A 17,173-nucleotide genomic window follows, 5' to 3' on the forward strand; every position below is an offset into this window, starting at 1 on the left:
GTGGTCCCCGCGATAGCCAGCCGCATCCCCCTGGTCCGCCGCCTCAAGGCGCCTGCGCTCCCCCTAGAGGAGCGCATCACCCACCTCACCGGGCTGACCGTCGCACCCGCCGGTGCGGGCCACCATGACCTGGTGGCCCGCGCCAGCGGGGTCCTCAACTACGCCGCGCTGATCGCCTCCGACGTCGGGATGCCCGACCTCGCCACCGAACTGTGCTGGCGGCAGCACCAGACCTTCGCCAAGGCCGGAAACCTGACGGGTTCCATAGCCGTGATGTCGCTGATGCCCCTGATCAACATTGCCCGCCTCCTCACCCGCGAAGGCGACGGCGAAGCCGCCTACGACGTCCTCACCCGCCTCTACCGCGCCGCCCAGAAACGCGAAACAACCGAGATCCACGGCCACACGGTCGATCTCAAAGCACTCATCAGCACCAACGCCGACCACCGCAAGATGTGCGAAGAACTATGGACGACCCTGCTGATCGACGGCGCCCGCGCCCTCGCACGGATCGGCCACTGGACCGAAGCCGCCAAGGCCATGAACGCGCACCGCGGCGTCGGCAACCGCCTCCTCGACGGCCGCCAAATCACAATCATGGCGCTCATGGAACGCGGCCTCGACCAACAGGCCCTCGACATGATCGACACCACCGCACCCACCGAACCGTGGGAGACCACCATCGCCGCACTCCTACGCGCACACTGCCGCTCGGCGTCCTCCCCGCTTCCCAGCCCGGACCTGGACCTCATACTCCGCGAGACGACGGCACTGCTCAACACACCCGCACCTGCGTACGCCGTGTTCCAGACCCGAGCCGGGCTGGCCGCACTCGACCTGCCCCATGACCGGACGAGCAAGCACGTCAGCCCGCTGACCCACGCCATCGCCACCACAGCCACCCTCGACGCCTACGCCGCCCGCGAAACCCTAAACCACCCCGTGGCCTGGCGGTCCCTGAACGACGCACAGCAACAGCGGCTCAGCGCAGTCATTACCGAAGCGGGACTCGGAAGCGGATATCTCTCCGCCCACCACCTGGATGCCGTGACCGACGCTTCAGAATCAGCCGAGACTGTGCTCGACGATCTCCTTTAGACACCGCACAACTCGCCCACTCAAGAGGCATGTGGATGCGTGGACCGAACAACAGGCGCCGACGGACCCGTTGCGTTCCCGGCGCACACGGCGACACTCCTGCTGACACCTCCAACGCCCCGCGGACCCCCGACACCGCGCATATCTCCGGCACCTCACCGGCCCCCAGGGACCGCGACCCATTGCCCTCAAGACCGCTTGGGCGTCGCCTATCGGCCTCTCGTTCTGGTGCCATCGGCTTCGTTGATGCCCCAGGTCGCAGCTTCCCGGCGACGGACCCGCAACGGCGGCGGAAAGTCCGCGTGTGACGTGCTGCTGTAGCTAGAGCTTGTCTACCGGGTGCCAGGCGTGTGGGAGGGAGTTGTCGGTCTCCCATAGGTCTCGGTGGATTTCTTCGAGAAGGCTGATACGTGCTTTCAGTTGGGAGATCAGGATCTGGATTCGGTCGACTGCGTCGGCTGGTTCTGCGGGGAGGACTGCGCGGGTGAGTGCCTTGACCTCGTGGTAGGCGGCTGGGAGTGGGGCCGCTTGCGGAACGCGGACGATCACTGTGTAGGCGTCGACTTCTGCGACGCCCCATCGGTCGTCGTCTTCCTTGGTTGCCCAGATGACTGTCTGCGTCCGGGGGGAGAGCGTCAACTGGCAGTTGGGACCGATCATCTGGCTGATGACGGGAAGGGCCAGGCCGTCATCTCCGGCGAGGGCCGCTGCCTGTTGTGCGGTGGGGACGAACAGTCGCCCTGTGAGCGCATGAGCGAGCAGACGTGGATGAGCCGGGGATTTGGACCCCCTGCACTTCTGACCGACTGACTCTGCCTCCGTTGGTGCGGCTGATTCGAGGATGTCTCGTTCGTCTTCTTCTTGGAGCCAGGTGATCACGACGAGGCGGCAGTCGGGGAGGCTGGCGGGGTGGAGGACGTGGCTGACGAGGTCGACGGGTTCCCAGTCGAGGGCCGCGAAGCTCATGCGGTAGACGTCGCCGTCCCGGTTTTCGACGAGTTCGTTGTAGGTTTCCCAGATATGGCGGACTTCGGGGTCTTTGCAGACGTCTGCGATGAGTTGGGGCAGTTCCGGGTTGTTGCCCCGTCCGGCCAGGGCGAATTTCAGGAGGCTCGTGAAGGCGACGGCGTGCTGGCCCCAGTCATGGTAGGTCTGCCGGGCCTCGGGGGTGGTGAGGGCCCATCGCATCAGGTTGGCGCCGGGTTCCATCACCCAGGGAAACCACTCGGCCATCGTCTGGTTGTAGCCCAGGATGTTCCAGTTGCTGTCGCACAGGTAGGCCGGTGACGGCATCTGCTTGTCGATGAGCAGGCGCAGGGCGCTGCGTGCCCGGGGGCCGAGTTCCTGGGAGCGGACATCGAGTGATCCGCCGTTGTTGTGCAGGAGCAGGGCGTGGCGTTCGTCGCGGCCGAGGTCGAGGACGTCGGCGAGGGCTTCGCATTGCTTGCGGTCGAGGGGCTTGGCGGTGGCGCCGTTCTCCAGGTTGCGGTACCAGCGTTCGGAGCGGCCGACGGCTTCCGCGACGTCCTGTTGGGTCAGGGTGTTGCCCAGCCGCGTGCCGGCTGTGGTGCGCCATGCGCGCAGGAGCCCGCCAAGGCCCATGACTTGTCCCGGGCGGGGTGTGCCGGGGGGAGGCGTCTCCTCATTTTCGTCGGGGTCACCGTGGGGGGTGTTCTGGTCCATGGGATTCCTTCGTGTGGACTTGCTCTCTCCTGGGCCGGAATTCGCCACGGCATGGGTTGCGCACATGACGAAGTAAGGACCGGTTGTGCCGATCCGTTGCTATCCGGCTTGACCCACACAATACGCAATCGAAAATCTCCCTTGACCAGACCATATGCATGATCGTGGCCCAGGTCACAGGTAGATATGGCGGTGTTTGAATCCTGCACCAACTCGCGGGACAACAGGCCACCCTCAACGCGAAATGGGACAAGTGGACCGGCAAAAAATTGCCGGTCGAATAAACCGGCAAAAAATTGCCGGTGATGAATTTCCCCGCCCCCCGGGCCCCATTTGGAGGGTGACCGTTCGCGTCCTCAGCGGCGATGCCCTCTCATTCCCTTTGGCCGGTAAGGGAGTTAGGGCCGCTCCCCATACGGTCGAGGAGCACGGGAGGGCTTGCGTGCGGCGAGTTGGGTGGGTTTGCAGCCCGTTGACGACACGACTACGCAGGGTTTAAATCCTTGTGACCAGCCGGAACACCGACCGGCGCAGGGGAAGACGGGGGTCTGGGGTGCGGAGTGTCATCGAGGTATGCGGCACTCGACGCCCATCCATGACACCGCCCCCGCAGCCCCGCCGCCGCTCTGCAGTCCATTGTGAAATTTCAGAGGTGTACAGCGGACTAGAGCTATCTATGGACTTCCGCCCCGGGTGTGTGGTGTGTTGCTGATCGGCCCCCGGGATCACCTCGGAACCGGGCCCCGGACTGCGAGGAGACGCCCAATGTGAAACGCCCCAGCGACAGCCGCAGCCGAAAATGACGGCGGCGCCTGAGAGCGGGAACTCTCAGACGCCGACCGCAATACACAACTCCGGCCCCGGCAAGGACCTGAGCCATACCACCAACACCGCACCGGCCCTCTCACAGGGACACACCGGCACGGCATCACTTCAAGGAGAGTGTTACATGCACACCCCCGCGCGCAAAAGGCCGAACGCGGCCCGCGCGATACCCGAACCCTCCAGCCACCCGTCGGCCTCCCCCGAGGGGGATGTGGTCTGATGGCGCGGATCCGCACGATCAAGCCGGAGATATGGGAGTCCGAGGACATCGCCTCGGTCTCGGTGACCGCGACGCTGACGTTCATCGGCCTCCTCACCCAAGCCGACGACGAGGGCCGACACCGCGACCATGCGGCGATCATCGCCGGACGCCTGTGGGCCCTGCGGCAGGAACACACCCCCGCGCACGTCGCCCGGGACCTGGAGGAGTTGGCCGTGGCCGGGCTGATCTGCCGGTACACCGGCTGCGACGGCCGCACCTATCTCCACATCGTCACCTGGGAGAAGCACCAGCGGATCGACCGTCCGTCCGCATCGCGGCTGCCCCGGTGCCCGCAGCATCAGATGAGCCGCAAGTGCGCGGAGCACGCGACCATTCCCTGCCCCGCCCCCCATCCGAGCGCCACCGCCGCGCCGGCAACGCCCTCCCGCAACTTGTCCGGCGCCGATTCGCCGGACCTTCCACGAGGGCTCGATCAACCGGTTTCACCCGATTCGACTCTCGCGGGGTCTTTCGCTGAGGCCGCCCGCGGAACGTCCCCGGCCGCTGAGGGCTCTGAAATCGACCATCAGAAGGCCCCCACGGGGCCTCCTGATGAATCCGTAGGTCAGGCGGGATTCGTGGAGGATTCGTCGCATCCTCGCGAGGGCTCGTCGTCTGGATCTAGGATCCTGGATCCTGGATCTTCCCGTAGGGGGCGCGCCGCGCCCGCACCCGACGCCGCTCTGGAGCGGGTCTCGGCGAAGGAACTGGTGGCCGAGTACGTCAGCGGCTGCCACCAGCGTCCGCCGGGGAACTTCATCGGGCAGCTGGGGCGCAACCTCAAGGCCCTGCTGGACGAGGGCTTCGAACCGGAGCACATTCGCACCGCGCTGGACCGGTTGCGGGCCAAGGCGCTGCATCCGAGCGTGCTGCCGAGCCTGGTGAACGAGGTCGTCAACCCACCCGCCCTCGTCGCAGCGGGGGCTTCAAGCGCCTCCGGCGGGGCCCCTTGGGCCAGCCCCGACAACGCCTATCAGCCGTACTTCAACCCGACCCCTCCGCCCGCTAGCGCCGTGTTCGGGAGGCCGCTGTGACCCGCACCCTCACCCGGTCCGCCGACCCCCAGCCCGCGATCGGCGAGCGGCTACGCGCCCGCCTCGACGCCCAGCTCGCCGCCCGCCGCATCGCCCCCGCCCGGCACCTGTCCGCCGATCCCGCTCCCCAGCCGCTTCCGGCGCTGGAGGCGGCCCAGCTGCGGATCCCCGCCGACTACCGGGACGCGGTCGCCGACCATCCGGCCGTCGTCGCCTGGGTGCAGACGATCGCCGAGTCGGCGACTGCCCCCTACGCCGGGGACCGGCACGCCCAGTACGGGCAGGCCGGGCGTCGGGAGATCCGCACCGGTCCGTCGCTGCTGCTGTGGGGGCCGACCGGCACCGGGAAGACCCGGCAGGCGTTCGGCGCGATCCGGTCCCTGACCGCCGCCGGATGCGCCGTGCGCTGGCACGCCGTCAAAGCCGCCGACCTCTACGGCCAACTGCGCAGCCAGAACACGGACACCGAGGCCGTCCTGCGGCACGCCATGCGGGTCCCGGTGCTGGTCCTGGACGACCTCGGCGCCGCCAAGTGGAGCGAGTGGAAGGAAGAGGTCACCTTTCGGGTCCTGGCCTGGCGCGGCGAGCACCACCTCCCCACCCTCGTCACCACCAATCTCCCCCCAGCACCCCAACCCGGAGCGGGGACACAACAGCTGCTGCGGAACGCGGTCGGTGATCGAGTGCTGTCCCGCCTGTCCGGTATGTGCACTGCTGTGGAACTCACCGGCCCCGACCGCCGCTACAGCCACCGCTGACCCGCCCCTTCCCGGCATCTGACCCCCGTTGCGACGGCCCACGCCCGCGCCCCTTGCCCGCCCCGCCTCCCGAACACGCGCACCCCAACCCACCGGTGACGCGTGTCGGCCGACGGCCTCATGAGGCGTACCCCGGAGACTCCCCATGCGCTACATCACCACCATCGACGCCACCCGGCCCGCGCTGCGCGGGATCGCCGACCACAGCTGGCACGCCCGCGCCCTCTGCCGCAGCCTGGCCCCCGCTGAGGCGGACAAGCTGTTCTTCCCCCTGCCCCGCAACCACCAGGCCATCGCCCAGGCCAAAACCCTGTGCGGCCGGTGCCCGGTGAAGAGGGACTGCTTCAACCACGCCCTCGACAACGGCACCAAGGAAGGCGTCTGGGGCGGCCTGACCGAAACCGAACGCCGGGCCTGGCAAGCCAAGATCGCCAAAAGGCTCGACTACGCCCGGGTTCGCGCGGCCTTTATCGGTCGGGACGTGCACCTCTCCGCCGCCGAGCGCGAGGCCGTCACCCGCCACGCCCACGTCCGCGGCTGGGCCCCCGAGCGCCTCGCCTACACCCTCCAACTCGACCTCGACTACGCCCGCGACCTCATGCGCGAGGCTGCCCACGCCGTTGAGGACCGCGACCGGTACTGGGACCTCTACACCAACGCCCAGGACCAGGACCAGGCCGAAGACGCAGAACCGGCAGGCACCGGCGAGGACCAGGACGGCACCGACGTTGAGGCGGACGACGACGGATCGGGCGGCGCGCAGGACACGCCGCCGGTGTCCTCACCGGTCCCCGGCCACATCCACACCCATGCTCTGATCGCCGCGCTCGGAAAGGCAGCATGACCCCCAGCACCACCGCGTCGCATGATGTCGCCCCCGTCGGCCCCTGGGACCGCCTCGCCATCCTCGCCCTCGGCGCCGCCGGCTGCGCCCTGTCGTACGACGCGCTGCAGCAGATGGCCGTCGCCATCCACGTCCGCGGATTCCTGACCTACCTCTTCCCCCTGGTGATCGACGGGTTCATCGCCTACGGGGTCCGCGCCCTGCTCGTCCTGCGCACCGCGCCCTTCGGCGCCCGCCTGTACGTATGGGCCCTGTTCGGCACCGCCACCACGGCGAGCATCTGGGCCAACGCCCTCCACGCGGTCCGCCTCAACCAGCAGATAGCGGCCGGCGGTGGACTACGCCTGGGTGACACCGTCGTCGCCATCCTGTCCACCCTCGCCCCACTCGCCCTCGCCGGCGCCGTCCACCTCTACATCCTCATCACCCGCCACCACCCCCACACCACCAGCACCGCCACGGGGACCGAGCGGGACCGGGGACCACAGACGGGGACCGTCCCCACCCACCGCCCCGGGGACCGGGAACTTCAGCCGGTCCCCACGCCACGGTCCGGGACCGATCCCCGGGACCGAACGGATACCCCACCAGACGGGGACCGTCCCGCGGGGACCGGAACGGGACCGGAATCCGGGACCGTGCCCTCCGGCCCCCGGGACCGGACACTGACACCGGGGACACCAGGGACCGGGGACCGGGACCGTGCCGGCCGCCCGTCTCACGGGACCGGGCCGGAACACCACCCCGCCGGGGACCGGCCCACGGTCCCCGACGGCCCCGGGGACCAGGACCGCACGGTCCCCGACATAAAACCGCTGGCAGAAGGCCCAACCAAGCCCAAAAAGCTGGGGACCGGGGACCGGGACCGGCGCTCCGTGACGCCTTCGGGACCGGCACCCAGCGACGTGGAGCGTCCCCGGGACCGCGCTGACAGGACGGCCGCAACCGACGGGAAGGACGTCCGTCCCCGCGCGGTCCCCGGGACCGTGACGAAAGCGCAGCGGAAGGGGACCGGGGGACGGTCCCGCACAGGCCGGGGTCCACGGTCCCGCTTCTCCGAGGACGACATCGTCGCCCTCATCCACCCCCACGTCCCCACGGTGCTGGAACGCGACGGCAACGAGGCCATCACCCGCGTCCAGCTCAGGGAGATCATGCGCGACCAGCGCATCTCTATCCGCAACGAGAACCTCTCCCCGGTCCTGCAGCGCCTGCGCGACACAACCGGCACCACCACCACGAGGAGCACCCGATGAAGACCTGCCAACGGTTCACCCGCATCCGCACCGGCTACGAACAGGACATCACCTACCTGCGCAACCACTCCGAACGCCACCACGGCAAACCCTCGGGGAAGGTCAGCGCCAAACACGCGCTGGGTGCCAAGCGGGCCATGGCCCGCGCCCTGAACCGGCACTACGAACGCTGCCCCGAATGCGGCTAAAACCGCGTAACGCCCGCCCTCGCTCTGAAGCGGTACCCCGGTCAAGACACCGGGGTACCGCCCCCATCTCGGAGGTCACAGCCCCCATGTACCCCCGCAACTCCCGCACCACGGCCGCGACAACCGCCGAGGCCGGCGCGTGGGCCGAGGTCCTGGTCCGCCACCAGCTCCTGCACGCCGCCGTCCTCCTCCCCACCGGCCAGTGGCTCGTCCAAGCCACCCCCAGCGCACCGATCCGAGTCCTCGACGGACCGGCCGCGATGGTCGAGCTGGCCGCCCGAATCCAGCACCGCACCCGCACCAGGAAGGCCCGCTCCCGATGACACACCCGAACACAACCGACACCACCGACGAGGGTTCGGTCGACTGCAACTCGACCTCAGCGCGAGCAAGTTGGTGCGAGAGCATTGCTCCCGGTGGGAGCAATGCTCTCGCGTCACCCGCCCCAGGGGTGACGGAAGTGGACCGGCACCAGGGGGCGCCGGTCCATCGGGATGGGGCCGAGGGCGGCTCACATCCCGAGGAGGGCAACCAACACTGCCATAGCGAGCAGTGCGCGCACGCCGTCGTCTCGAAGCCCGCCGTGCAGCAGCGTGAGCGTCTGCGTGACGAGCACAAGCGTGTACGTCAGCCGAGCTGTCGTATGAACGATGACGAGTACCAGCTCCTCGTCCGAGCCGCTGCCGCCTGCCGTATGAGCGTCGCGTCGTTCCTCGCCCACACCTCGCTCAAGGCCGCTCGCGACCTCGACCGCACCGCCGCCCAGATCGCCGACGAACGCTCCATGGTGAACGAACTGTTCGCCCTGCGCCGCCACCTCGGCCAGATCGGCAACAACCTCAACCAGATTGCCAAGGCCACCAACTCCGGCGCCGACGTGCCGCACACCGGAGCAGTCCTCAACGCCGTACACCGCGCCGCCAGCCGAGTGGACCAATTCACCCAGCGCTACCTGGACCAGGCCACGGCCGCCGAATGATCCCCCGCGTCCACAAAATGGGCAAGCGCACCATCGGCCTGCTCCACTACCTGTACGGGCCCGGCACCCACGAGGAGCACACCGACCCGCACCTCGTCGCGGCCTGGGACAGCCTCGCCCCCGACCCCGGCCGCACCCCCGAAGCCACATACACCGACCTCCAGCAACTCCTCGACCAACCCGTCGAAGCCCTGCCCAAGAACGCCCGCCCCGCCGAGCACGTATGGCACCTGTCCGTCCGCGCCGCGCCCGAGGACCCAGTCCTCACAGACGAGCAATGGGGCGAGATCGCCCTCCGGATGGTCGCCGCCACCGGCATCGCCCCCGAAGGCGATGACGCCGGATGCCGCTGGGCAGCGGTCCGCCACGCGGACGACCACATCCACATCATCGCCACCATCGTCCGCGAGGACGGACGGCAAGCCCGGCTGCGCCAGGACGGCAAACGCGCCCAGGCCGAAGCCCGCCTCCTCGAAACCGAATACGGCCTCCGCCGCCTCAACGCCGGTGACGGCACCGCCGCCCAACGCCCCACCAGCGCCGAACGCCACAAAGCCGTACGAGAGAAGAGGGAGCGCACCCCGCGGGAGGAACTGCGGGAGACCGTCCGGCGCGCGGTAGCCGGCACTCAGGATGAGGCTGAGTTCTTCGACCGGCTCGCCGCCTCCGGGCTCCTGGTGCGGCGGCGGGTCGCGCCGTCCGGGGACCTCCTCGGCTACACCGTCGCCCTACCCGACGACCGCAACAAGGACGACGAACCGGTCTTCTACTCCGGGTCGAAGCTCGCCCCCGACCTATCGCTCCCCCGCATCCGCGAACGCTGGACCACCACCGCGAACGGTGCACCCGGGCAGATGCCGGATACACCATCGGCCTCCGGCCGCCAGCTCGCGGCGAGCGGCCCGGCGCCCGCACCCGCTCGCCGCCGTGCGACACAGGCGGCGTGGCACGCCGTACTGGTCATCGACCAAGGCGACGACCCGGCCGTAGCGGCGCAGCTGGTCGGTGCCGGCGAGGTGTTGGACGCGCTGGCGAAGACGTCCGCCGCGCACACGCGGCGGGAGTTGCGGGAGGCTGCCTGGGTGTTCGAGCGGGCGTCCCGCTCGCATGTGCGTGCTGTACGGGGGCATGACCGGGCGCTGCGGCAGGCTGCCCGGGACCTCGTGCGCGGTGGGCCGGCGCTGGGACGGGGGGAGGATGGGACGACCACGGCGATGGTGATCGACATGGTGTTCTTCCTCGCCGTCGCCGCCGCGAGGTGGCACGCGAGGAAGGGGCATGCGCAGCAGGCCGCCGCCGCCCGGCAGACAGCCGAACACCTGCGTGCCGCCTACCGCTCCGCTGCCGGACAGCCGCTGGCTGCCCTCTACGAGCGGGGGCGCCGTATGGCCCGGCCGCTTCAGCTCCAGCAGGCGGCGTTAGTGAGGGCGGCGGTGCCGGAGCTGGCGGACCAGATCCTCGCGGAGGTTGGCTGGCCGGCGCTGGCCGTCACCCTCGCCGACGCCGAGACCACCGGCCACGACCCGGGCCGCTTGCTTGCCGAGGCCGCCCAGCGCCGGGAACTGGATACCGCTGGCTCCCTCAGCGACGTCCTGGTGTGGCGGCTGCGCCGCATGGCCGATCTGCCCGCCGACACCACCGCCCTGCCTCCGGCCTCCACACGGGGGACGACCACACCGCAGATGAAGACCCGGCCTTCCGCGAAGCGTTCTGACCAGCGGCGGAAGGCCCGGTGATGAACAACTTTCAGAGTTGAAGCCGGACAGATGTATGGGGCACGCTCTGTGGGGCCCGAGGGGCGAAACGTGAAGGAGAGTGGGATGTTCAAGCGCAAACGCGACAACCGGGAGTGGCGCGAAACCCAACGCGCCGCGCAGGAGATGATGCAGTGGGCGGACCGCCAGCCGGACCCCACCTCCACCCCGCAACAGGACCCCGACCCAACCGCGGTGGATGATTTCCTGCCGCCCGATTTACTGTCCGCCTCTCAGGGGGAGTTGGCCGGGATGATGATGCCCTGGCGCGGACAGCTCATTGTCGACGGCGAGGTACGCACGTGCCCGCAGTGCGGTGCGGACCGCGACTGGATGATCCTCAGCACCCGCGGCCTGATCCTCCTGCGCTGCCACGCGGGCCACGAAACACCCGAACCCGCCCTGGACACGGTGTGGTTCAACCGCAACAGCGGCCCCATGGAGCACCGCCACACCACCCTCGAAGACGGCCTCAAGTATTTCGGCCACTAACCCCCGGTCCCCCTACCTCGCCGAACCGCCCGGGGTGGTCGGCATCACCACACTCGCCCCTTTCACCCTGACGGGCTGCTCCACCAGCAGCCCCTCCCCCACCACAGCCACCTCCGCCCCCGCGCGCACCACCGCAGCCGCTCCCGCGCCCCAGGCCGCGGCCGATGGCGGGACGCCGACCAAGGTCTTCACCTCGGCGCAGTTGCGGGAGCGGCTGCTGGATGAGGCCGACCTCGGCCAGGGTCACAACAGTGCTCCCTCAAAACGTGCGGCCCAGCAGCTGTCACGGGGACCCTATCGCCCACAAGCCAGCCCCAACGGGCACAAAGCACTCGTGGAGGACAGTGCGAAAGCCCGGAGGGTCAGGCCATTTATGGCCTGACCCTCCGGGCTCTTGCGTACCCGTTCTGCGGTGATTCAGCGGGCGGGGCGCTGGATAGCGACCAGCCGGTCCCGCCGCACGCGCAGATCGGCAATCCGGTCCTCGCCGGAGAGGTAGACGAGGAGATCGGTGTGGCTCTCACCCCCACGGTCAGCGACCGCGACCACATAATGCGTCTCCTCGCAGCCGGAGAGCGTGTAGGCGTCACCGGAGTCGAGAGTGCAGGCACGGTCATCGAAGAGATCCACGTCCTGCTGGCCCCAGCTACAGGCCCTGTCCCTCATGTGAGGCAGGGTGAACATCTGCCGCACCAACTCGGCCTCCTCCCAGCGCCATCTGCACGGCGCGCACTCGTTCAACGCCCCCGGGTTGGCACCAGCGAGCGTCCGGTCGCAGAACCCCTTGCCCGTGACAGCGTTGCGCCGATGGCCGGTGACAAGGTTCCCTCGGCCGAGGGGCGCCCAGAGCAGGAGGTCGTCGCCGTGACACGGCTCCCCCGCTGGAAGCAGCAGCTCATCAGCCTGGCGGCGCAGGGTGTCGAGGGCGTCGCCGAGGCGGGTGCAGAGAGCGCACCGGCGTCGGGATCGGGTGGGCCGGGTGTCGAGGAGTTTGCCGCAATAGGCGAGCAGGTGGCCGGGGATAGGCCGGTGCCCGAGAGTGCCACGGCCTGTCCCGGTGGCGGGCCGGGCCTCTGGCTCACCGGGATGCGGCGCGGTACTCAGGACGAGGAGGGCGCGGACGCAGGACTGGCACAGGATGTGCGCGCTCGCCTCCGGGACAGGCTGAAGATCTGTCGAGTGGGTGGCGCATGCCGTCACCGCCTCGACCCCCAGCAGCACGCCGACGTGGGCAGTGCCGTGCGTTGGGCCGATGGCGAGACGGATCAGCGGCGGGGACAAAGAACCTCCGTCAGACGGAACAGGCGGGGAAAGTCAGACTGCATGGCGCTGCCCGTCAGGTTGGGGGCAGCAGGGTGAGGTGTCCCTCGGTGCCTTCGGGTAGCCGCTGGCGTCGTACGGGAAAAGGCGAGGCGAGGGACGTGGCGAAGACGGCGACGAGGTCGTGGGGGACGCTGGCGCTGAAAGTCGCGCACCACAGCGGATTCCCTAGAACGGGTTCGGCCCATGCCTGCCAGCCGGGCCGGTCGGGGCGCGGGTCGGCGTCGAAGACATGCTCCGGCACCGCCTCCAGCGAAAAACTGGCGGTGAAGCCCGGATCGTTGGCCGCACTCTGGGGGCGGTCGATATCGCGAAACCAGCCCTGACGGGTCAGCGCCTCCAACACCACCTCGGGCCCGCCGAGCGGGGCGTGGGGCTCGGCGCGGGCGTCAAGCGCGAGAAGGAAGTCGACGATCGCCTCCGGTGGTGTACCGCCGGTGAAGTAGGCGTTCCACTCGCGCATGGCGCTGGTGGGGTGGGAGCGGGCGGAGATCTGCCACGCCACCGGGAGGCCGCCCAGGGCGAACGGGTAGACGGCATGGACCCATTCAGCTCCGCACAGGCCATCGGGGCTCACATAGAGCATGGTCTGGCGAGCGGTCGGCCACATCCGCCAACCCATGCGGGCGAGGGAGGTACTGACGAGGTCGGCGAGGGCGTCGTCATCGCCGGCGAGATGCCGCGGCGACACCCACCAAGGCGGTGGGCCCGACGGGTCGGGAGTGGAAGCGTCGAAGGAACGGTGGGGGTTCAGCAGCGCCTCCGGAGTGCTCGGGGGTGGTTCAGTGGTCGCCGCCGCTGGGGCGGGCCGCCCTGCGACGACCACGCGTGGGCGCGATCGTCGGCTCCTGCCACGTCAACTCGACCGCGACATCAGGTGGAAGATGGCCGAGTTGGTCACCGTCGGCAAGGAAGACGAGGGGCCGCCCGTTCTCGTCCCGGCCAGGCATCACGCCAGCGATGCGGTGGGCCATGGGAAAGAACGGATTGACCGCCAACCGCACGGTCGCATCACGGTCCAGGGCGGACAACTGGTCGACCAGCTCGCCGACCGTCAACTCCGGCATATCAGGGTTCTGCGGATCCACGGGCTCTCCTTGCATGCGGAAGCGGCGCTCTTCAGAGCGGGGGAAGCGTACGGGCGAAGGATGAACAGCCGGGTGCCGAAGCGGGCACCCTGTCCTCATCGGGTGAGGGCCTCAGAGGGGGCGGGAAGTGGCGAGGACGGCGGCGACCGCCGCGGCGACGACCTGCGCAGGCGTCTCCGTGTCGAAGCTGACGTGGTAGCCGGGAACCTGGGCGGTGCCGGTGACGGCGAGTTTCCAGCCCTCCCGGTCGGTGCCGGGACGGCCCGTGGGGAACCAGCCGAGATAGAAACGTCCATCCTTGCTGTTGACGTGAACATCGGCCCGGTCGTCCACGACCAGCTTGAAATCAGCCTCGCTGAACTGATCGAGCACCGACATCGGCTGGCCGGGACCGAGCTGCCACGAACGCGCCCGCAGCGCCTCGACGGTGGTGGAGAATCCGGGCTGGGAGAGATTGACGGTCAACGCGATCACCTATCTGACCTGCTATTTCCCTGCGAGTCGTCCACGTTGACATGCCCCTGCCCGCTTGCACCAGTCCTTTCGCGATCTTTCCTGTCTGCCACCGGCGAACTGTCGGCAGTGTCGTCGCTGCATCGTGCGGTCGGCGGCATATAGCAGTCCTTCCCCGGTTCGCGAAACCGGAGATTCCCCGGACTCTAAAACGGTGCACACCGCACTGCGCCCCGAGACGCCATCCCGTGCGCTACCCGCACCGACTGCCAACAAGAGAATGACCAACTCCATGAAGACACGGTCGGCTCACGCCGACCTAGGCACGCCCCATGAACTCACCGCTCGGTTTACCTACCTGCCCCTGTAGCCCGCCCAGGGAACCAGCCGGCTCCCAAGCCCGCGACAGCGCTGACCCGTCACCCCTTCGGGGTGCACCACCCACCTCCCTCCCCTCCCAGGAGCATCACATCGAATCCCACCGCACCGCCTCGTTCATCCCCCCGCTTGACGAGGACGATCTGAACGCTCTCGCCCACGACATCCGTGAGAACGGACTGCTGCAAGCCATCGTCCTGGACCATCACGGACGGATCCTCGACGGACGCGGCCGGCTCGCCGCCTGCAAGCAGGTCGGCACCGAACCACACTTCACCACCTACGGGGGTGACGCCCCGGACGTGTACGTCCTCTCCGTCAACCTCCGGCGCCGCAACCTCACCAAGGGACAGACCGCGATGATCACCATCAAAGCCCGTTCCGCCTCGGAACAACACCACCGCTCCGACACGGAACACACAACACGTTCCGAAAAGGGACACACCACCCGCTCCCTCGGCAAACAGTTGGGGGTCGCCGCGGCCGTGCTAGGGCGAGCAAGCATCGTCCTCCAACACGCGCCCGATCTCGTGAACCCCGTGATCAGCGGCGCCATGGGCTTGGACGAGGCATACGCCACCGCCCGGGAAAACAAGGCGAAGGCCACCAGTGCCGAGGCTCAGCTAACCAGACTCCGAGAAGAGGACGCCGAACTGGCGGACCGAGTCGTCGAAGGCGACCTGACGCTGGCCGGGGCCTGGGCCGAGCGCACGGCTCGCGTAGAGGAGGACAAGCGGGAGCGCCGCGTGGCCACGCGTCTACTGGACGAGGTGGTCCTGCCGCTCGCCCAGGCCCGTGGCACCCGTACATTCAGCCGTTACGACCCCGCCTATGCCAGCGGCACGCCGATTACCCGCGAGACCATCGCGCACGCCGTGACGGCGCTGGCCGAGATGGACCAGGTCTGGCAGGCTCGTGCCCTGCCGTGATTGGCCACCGCTGGCGTACCCCCTCGGTGAAACCATCTCTGGCCATGGCCACTGGCGGATGCGCCACCACTGCCAAGCAGGCTTTAGTACGGTCCGGTTCGGTTGCCGGACTCGGTGGTGCTAGTGACTCTCTGGTACGTCGTGATTCTCCGGCGCTCTGAAGTCCATGAGTGTCAGCCCGTCGAAGTCCACGGGGATCCGACGCCGGTCTCCTGCGGTGTGGAGTTCGAATCCCTGTTCGTTGTTTGCGGGGTGGATGAGGGTGGCTGCTCCGGGTCCGATGGATGCGCGGATGGTAGACCAGAGTTCGTTGCGTACGCGGGCTGAGATTGTGCCGACGTAGAGCCCGGGGGTGGGTTCGATCATCCAGCGGGTGAGAGCGCCACGAACGTGGTCGGGGACGGCTGTTGCGGACAGGATGGTCATGGACGGCATGTGGTTCTCTCTTGTTCCGCTGTGCCAGATTTGATGGCTGGCTGCCAGAGCTCACTCGCCGCTGGTGGAGTAGTTGGTGCCAGCGGGTACGGAGCCAACCTCGGGGTCCCAGAGGTTGACCAGTTCGACTTCTTGTCCTTCTTCCATCGGTTCGGATTCTTCCGGGGCGAGGAGTGTCTGGACGTCTTTGACGATGCGGGGCAGCAGCTTGAAGAGGTGGAGGTCTCGGCGGAAGTCGCGGCGTGCGTCGCGTTCGGGGTTCGGGGAGTTGTGGAGGGAGAAGGCGAGGGGGGCGGTGAGGTCGGCTTTGTAGAGGTCTGCGATGTCGTAGACGAAGGCGTGCTGTTTGCCTTGGTGGACGAAGCCGAGTGCGGGTGAGCATCCGAGGGCTGCGAGCGCGGAGTGGACGATGCCGTAGAGGCAGGTGTTGGCGGATGAGAGGGCCAGGTTGACGGGGTCCTGCTTGTCCCAGGCTGCGGGGTCGTAGGAGCGGCGGAACCGACCGATTTTGTGTTGCTGGGCGAGGAGTTTGTAGAGGGTTTTCATGCGTTGGCCTTCGAGGCCGCGGAGTTTGTTCAGGGGTGTGCTGGGGGGCACGTTCGCGGTGAAGCGCATGAGGTACATCTGCCGGGCGACTTCGAGGCGGCGGTCTGGGTCGGCCCATTGGTGAACCTGGCGTTCGAGCCAGCGGGTGGTCAGGGAGTCCGGTGTGGTGGCGGAGTAGCAGCGGACGCCTCCTGAGCCGGTGCAGACCACGGTGGTGCCGTGGCGGGCGAAGGTGGTGAGTGCCGGCTGGGTGATGGAGGTGCCGGGGCCGAGGAGGAGGCAGGAGACGAGGGAGGTCGGAAGGTAGACGCGGGAGACTTCCCCGTCGGCTGAGGTGGTTTCGGCGCAGACGCCGGTGTCGTCCTGGACGATGCGGACAACGTCGGCGTAGAGGAAGGACAGAGAGTCGCCGATGCGCGGGAGCATGGCGAGAGTGGGTGCGGCGATCCTGCGTCTGGCGGTGGACGGGGTCAGCTGGGGACCGGTCGGGGTGGTGTTGTCGGATGGCATCGCGGTCACCTGCCTGTTCCAGCAGGGGCGAGGCTCAGCATCCCGCAGCCGTAGGACTTGCTGCGGCCGATGCCTTGGAGGAGTGCGGTGCGCAGCGCCCCGAGTTCGCGGAGGGTGGCCGCTTCTTCGAAGAGGACGGCGGACCGGTTGATCCGGATGGTTTCGTCGTGGCGTGTGCTGACGCATGCGGCCGGCTCGGAGTGGGTGGTGGTGCGTGCGGAGGAAGTCCGCAGGGATGGGAGCGTTCGGCCCACCACTGGTCGGCTTCGGCACCGTGTAGGGGGATGACCTGCTTCCATTTCCCGGCTGTGCTGTTGGGCCCGCAGCACAGTACGGCGTTG

Annotated in this window: 20 protein-coding genes; 11 read left to right on the forward strand and 9 right to left on the reverse strand. The window is 68.6% G+C overall.

Annotated features, from left to right (window positions below; all coding sequences use genetic code 11):
* A complete protein-coding gene (locus NBG84_RS27735) occupies nucleotides 1-1,098 on the forward strand; it encodes a hypothetical protein (protein ID WP_250922352.1) in 1,098 nt (365 codons plus the stop codon).
* Between the two features lie 321 nt (nucleotides 1,099-1,419).
* On the opposite strand, the gene NBG84_RS27740 is transcribed toward NBG84_RS27735, so the two are convergent.
* A complete protein-coding gene (locus tag NBG84_RS27740; RefSeq protein ID WP_250922353.1) occupies nucleotides 1,420-2,781 on the reverse strand; it encodes a helix-turn-helix transcriptional regulator in 1,362 nt (453 codons plus the stop codon).
* A 1,044-nt stretch (nucleotides 2,782-3,825) separates the two neighbouring features.
* On the opposite strand from NBG84_RS27740, the gene NBG84_RS27745 reads away from it, so the two are divergent.
* From NBG84_RS27745 to NBG84_RS27785, 9 genes are all read left to right on the forward strand, one after another.
* Nucleotides 3,826-4,902, forward strand: a complete 1,077-nt coding sequence (locus tag NBG84_RS27745; protein WP_250922354.1) for a hypothetical protein — start codon at nucleotides 3,826-3,828, stop codon at nucleotides 4,900-4,902.
* Entirely contained in the window at nucleotides 4,899-5,660 is a 762-nt protein-coding gene (locus NBG84_RS27750) for an ATP-binding protein (protein ID WP_250922355.1), read from the forward strand. The genes NBG84_RS27745 and NBG84_RS27750 overlap by 4 nt, the downstream gene beginning before the upstream one ends.
* Nucleotides 5,661-5,805: 145 nt before the next feature.
* Complete coding sequence (locus tag NBG84_RS27755; RefSeq protein ID WP_250922356.1) at nucleotides 5,806-6,504, forward strand: WhiB family transcriptional regulator; 699 nt, start codon at nucleotides 5,806-5,808, stop codon at nucleotides 6,502-6,504.
* Nucleotides 6,501-7,760, forward strand: a complete 1,260-nt coding sequence (locus NBG84_RS27760; protein WP_250922357.1) for a DUF2637 domain-containing protein — start codon at nucleotides 6,501-6,503, stop codon at nucleotides 7,758-7,760. Before NBG84_RS27755 ends, NBG84_RS27760 begins: the two co-directional genes overlap by 4 nt.
* Nucleotides 7,757-7,948, forward strand: coding sequence for a hypothetical protein (locus tag NBG84_RS27765; protein WP_250922358.1), 192 nt, complete (start codon nucleotides 7,757-7,759; stop codon nucleotides 7,946-7,948). The genes NBG84_RS27760 and NBG84_RS27765 overlap by 4 nt, the downstream gene beginning before the upstream one ends.
* A gap of 86 nt (nucleotides 7,949-8,034) precedes the next feature.
* Nucleotides 8,035-8,271: a hypothetical protein gene (locus NBG84_RS27770; RefSeq protein ID WP_250922359.1), complete on the forward strand. Its 237-nt coding sequence runs from the start codon at nucleotides 8,035-8,037 to the stop codon at nucleotides 8,269-8,271.
* Nucleotides 8,268-8,927 carry a plasmid mobilization protein gene (locus NBG84_RS27775; RefSeq protein WP_250922360.1) on the forward strand — a complete coding sequence of 220 codons (660 nt, stop codon included), beginning with the start codon at nucleotides 8,268-8,270 and terminating at the stop codon, nucleotides 8,925-8,927. Before NBG84_RS27770 ends, NBG84_RS27775 begins: the two co-directional genes overlap by 4 nt.
* Complete coding sequence (locus NBG84_RS27780) at nucleotides 8,924-10,663, forward strand: relaxase/mobilization nuclease domain-containing protein (RefSeq protein WP_250922361.1); 1,740 nt, start codon at nucleotides 8,924-8,926, stop codon at nucleotides 10,661-10,663. Before NBG84_RS27775 ends, NBG84_RS27780 begins: the two co-directional genes overlap by 4 nt.
* Before the next feature lie 84 nt (nucleotides 10,664-10,747).
* On the forward strand, nucleotides 10,748-11,173 hold the full coding sequence (locus tag NBG84_RS27785; protein ID WP_250922362.1) for a hypothetical protein: 426 nt from the start codon (nucleotides 10,748-10,750) through the stop codon (nucleotides 11,171-11,173).
* A 12-nt stretch (nucleotides 11,174-11,185) separates the two neighbouring features.
* On the opposite strand, the gene NBG84_RS27790 is transcribed toward NBG84_RS27785, so the two are convergent.
* From NBG84_RS27790 to NBG84_RS27810, 5 genes are all read right to left on the reverse strand, one after another.
* Nucleotides 11,186-11,365 (reverse strand): hypothetical protein, encoded by a 180-nt coding sequence (locus NBG84_RS27790; protein ID WP_250922363.1) that lies wholly within the window; start codon nucleotides 11,363-11,365, stop codon nucleotides 11,186-11,188.
* Between the two features lie 225 nt (nucleotides 11,366-11,590).
* Nucleotides 11,591-12,454, reverse strand: coding sequence for a hypothetical protein (locus NBG84_RS27795; RefSeq protein ID WP_250922364.1), 864 nt, complete (start codon nucleotides 12,452-12,454; stop codon nucleotides 11,591-11,593).
* Between the two features lie 55 nt (nucleotides 12,455-12,509).
* Nucleotides 12,510-13,184, reverse strand: a complete 675-nt coding sequence (locus NBG84_RS27800) for an SPDY domain-containing protein (protein WP_250922365.1) — start codon at nucleotides 13,182-13,184, stop codon at nucleotides 12,510-12,512.
* Between the two features lie 91 nt (nucleotides 13,185-13,275).
* Entirely contained in the window at nucleotides 13,276-13,560 is a 285-nt protein-coding gene (locus NBG84_RS27805; protein ID WP_250922639.1) for a hypothetical protein, read from the reverse strand.
* Between the two features lie 132 nt (nucleotides 13,561-13,692).
* Entirely contained in the window at nucleotides 13,693-14,055 is a 363-nt protein-coding gene (locus NBG84_RS27810; protein ID WP_425608709.1) for an SPDY domain-containing protein, read from the reverse strand.
* Nucleotides 14,056-14,366: 311 nt separating this feature from the next.
* On the opposite strand from NBG84_RS27810, the gene NBG84_RS27815 reads away from it, so the two are divergent.
* Nucleotides 14,367-15,341: a ParB N-terminal domain-containing protein gene (locus tag NBG84_RS27815; RefSeq protein WP_250922366.1), complete on the forward strand. Its 975-nt coding sequence runs from the start codon at nucleotides 14,367-14,369 to the stop codon at nucleotides 15,339-15,341.
* A 120-nt stretch (nucleotides 15,342-15,461) separates the two neighbouring features.
* On the opposite strand, the gene cas2e is transcribed toward NBG84_RS27815, so the two are convergent.
* The 3 genes from cas2e to NBG84_RS41625 are packed head-to-tail and all read right to left on the reverse strand — an operon-like array spanning nucleotide 15,462 to nucleotide 17,086.
* The gene (cas2e, locus tag NBG84_RS27820; RefSeq protein ID WP_250922367.1) at nucleotides 15,462-15,776 is read right to left on the reverse strand and encodes a type I-E CRISPR-associated endoribonuclease Cas2e; all 315 of its coding nucleotides are present in this window, start codon (nucleotides 15,774-15,776) and stop codon (nucleotides 15,462-15,464) included.
* Nucleotides 15,777-15,827: 51 nt separating this feature from the next.
* Complete coding sequence (cas1e, locus tag NBG84_RS27825) at nucleotides 15,828-16,832, reverse strand: type I-E CRISPR-associated endonuclease Cas1e (protein WP_250922368.1); 1,005 nt, start codon at nucleotides 16,830-16,832, stop codon at nucleotides 15,828-15,830.
* 5 nt (nucleotides 16,833-16,837) lie between these two features.
* The gene (locus tag NBG84_RS41625; RefSeq protein WP_425608710.1) at nucleotides 16,838-17,086 is read right to left on the reverse strand and encodes a type I-E CRISPR-associated protein Cas6/Cse3/CasE; all 249 of its coding nucleotides are present in this window, start codon (nucleotides 17,084-17,086) and stop codon (nucleotides 16,838-16,840) included.
* Between the last annotated feature and the right edge of the window lie 87 nt (nucleotides 17,087-17,173).

The sequence above is a fragment of the Streptomyces albipurpureus genome (assembly GCF_023701525.1).
In the GTDB taxonomy this organism is placed as follows: Bacteria; Actinomycetota; Actinomycetes; order Streptomycetales; family Streptomycetaceae; genus Streptomyces; species Streptomyces albipurpureus.

Excerpts from the sequence above, each read along its gene's own strand:
- NBG84_RS27740 (WP_250922353.1), bottom strand. The coding sequence starts at position 2,781 with ATGGACCAGAACACCCCCCACGGTGACCCCGACGAAAATGAGGAGACG.
- NBG84_RS27745 (WP_250922354.1), top strand. The coding sequence starts at position 3,826 with ATGGCGCGGATCCGCACGATCAAGCCGGAGATATGGGAGTCCGAGGAC.
- NBG84_RS27755 (WP_250922356.1), top strand. The coding sequence starts at position 5,806 with ATGCGCTACATCACCACCATCGACGCCACCCGGCCCGCGCTGCGCGGG.
- NBG84_RS27760 (WP_250922357.1), top strand. The coding sequence starts at position 6,501 with ATGACCCCCAGCACCACCGCGTCGCATGATGTCGCCCCCGTCGGCCCC.
- NBG84_RS27765 (WP_250922358.1), top strand. The coding sequence starts at position 7,757 with ATGAAGACCTGCCAACGGTTCACCCGCATCCGCACCGGCTACGAACAG.
- NBG84_RS27770 (WP_250922359.1), top strand. The coding sequence starts at position 8,035 with ATGTACCCCCGCAACTCCCGCACCACGGCCGCGACAACCGCCGAGGCC.
- NBG84_RS27775 (WP_250922360.1), top strand. The coding sequence starts at position 8,268 with ATGACACACCCGAACACAACCGACACCACCGACGAGGGTTCGGTCGAC.
- NBG84_RS27780 (WP_250922361.1), top strand. The coding sequence starts at position 8,924 with ATGATCCCCCGCGTCCACAAAATGGGCAAGCGCACCATCGGCCTGCTC.
- NBG84_RS27785 (WP_250922362.1), top strand. The coding sequence starts at position 10,748 with ATGTTCAAGCGCAAACGCGACAACCGGGAGTGGCGCGAAACCCAACGC.
- NBG84_RS27805 (WP_250922639.1), bottom strand. The coding sequence starts at position 13,560 with ATGCCGGAGTTGACGGTCGGCGAGCTGGTCGACCAGTTGTCCGCCCTG.
- NBG84_RS27815 (WP_250922366.1), top strand. The coding sequence starts at position 14,367 with ATGAACTCACCGCTCGGTTTACCTACCTGCCCCTGTAGCCCGCCCAGG.
- cas2e (WP_250922367.1), bottom strand. The coding sequence starts at position 15,776 with ATGCCGTCCATGACCATCCTGTCCGCAACAGCCGTCCCCGACCACGTT.
- cas1e (WP_250922368.1), bottom strand. The coding sequence starts at position 16,832 with ATGCCATCCGACAACACCACCCCGACCGGTCCCCAGCTGACCCCGTCC.